The 1,356-nt window shown below is 28.8% G+C and carries 2 protein-coding genes; both read left to right on the top strand.

Features of this window, described 5'->3' with window-relative positions; all coding sequences use genetic code 11:
• Positions 1 to 76: 76 nt before the first annotated feature.
• A complete protein-coding gene (locus CSGHG_RS19150) occupies positions 77 to 382 on the top strand; it encodes a helix-turn-helix domain-containing protein (protein ID WP_010291423.1) in 306 nt (101 codons plus the stop codon).
• Positions 383 to 396: 14 nt separating this feature from the next.
• Positions 397 to 1,332 (top strand): IS3 family transposase, encoded by a 936-nt coding sequence (locus CSGHG_RS21540; RefSeq protein WP_010291421.1) that lies wholly within the window; start codon positions 397 to 399, stop codon positions 1,330 to 1,332.
• The last annotated feature ends 24 nt before the right edge of the window (positions 1,333 to 1,356 follow it).

Genomic DNA, 1,356 nt, shown 5'->3' with positions numbered 1-1,356 from the left:
TCATAGGCCCCCGTGGAAAAGTAGACTTATAATTCGAATGGAACTATACTAGGATTAATGAATGGAGGGGTGCATTATGAGTGGGAATTTTATTAGAAAATATACTGAAGAAGAAAGAGTGAAAATTGTAGAAGAGGCTTTAGCATGTGGAAGCAATTCTTTAGTAGCAGCGAAGTATAATATACACAGTGGATTGGTATCTAATTGGAAATGTAATTATAGAAGATATAAGCAAACTTTGAAACCTAAGAATGCTACTCAACCTAAAGATGAAGAAATAATTGTAGATTATAAAAAAGAGTATAAGAAAACAAAAGAAAAATGCAAAGATCTTGAATTAGAAGTTGCCATTCTTCACGATTTATTAAAAAAAAAGAAGTAAATGAAGAACATGATTTGTATTCTTATGCATCCGAATGGATTTCTATAGGTGCACCTATTAAATCTGTATTAAGGATATTAGGTTTGAAAAAATCTACTTATTATAGACAACAGTTATTAATTAAAAGTGGAAATAGACCTTTAAATCAATCCGAAGGAAACATTCCAGGATATAGTCTAAATGTATGTGGTGAAAAAATTTTTGATTTAGAAATTCAAAAATATATAATGAAAATAAAAAAAGATGAAGTAGGACAGTTTTATGGTTATAAAAAGGTTAGGGCAGTTTTGAAAAATAAATATAAACTAAAAATTAATAAGAAAAAAGTTTATAGATTGATGAAGAGGATGAACCTATTAGAAGTTAAAAGAAAGGGTATTAAGAGATATTCTAAAGTATGTAAGAATCATGTAATTACAGATTCAAATCAACTTTGGGAAATGGATATGAAATATGTTTATATAGCAGGAACAAGGGAGATAGCTTATTTAACATCTATTATAGATGTGTTTGATAGAAGCATATTAGCATATGATTTGTCACTTTCTCCAAATGCGGAGCAAGCTAAAATTGTAGTAATAAAGGCACTTTATAATAGAGAAATTAAGGGTAAAACATCTGAATTAATAATTAGAACAGACAATGGATCACAATTTATAGCTAGTAAGTTTGAGAAGTTGTGTATTAAAGAGAAGGTTACACATGAAAGGATACCTGTGCATAGCCCTAATTATAATGCTCATATAGAGTCATATCATAGATACTTACAAGAAGAATGCTTTGCCGGTAGGCTGTTTAAAGATTTAGAAGAAGCAACTAATACTATCGAAAAGTATGTAAGTAACTATAACTTTAAAAGAATACATTCTTCAATTGATTATAGGACTCCAAATGAGTTTTATAATTTAACAAATAGTAATTTTAAGAATAAGCTAGTAATTAGCATTTAGAGTCCACTTTGAGGGGGCCAATCC

This window comes from Clostridium senegalense JC122 (assembly GCF_000285575.1).
Lineage (GTDB): Bacteria > Bacillota > Clostridia > Clostridiales > Clostridiaceae > Clostridium_J > Clostridium_J senegalense.
Note: the sequence above shows the minus strand (reverse complement) of the source record. Positions and strands in the feature narration are given on the sequence as shown.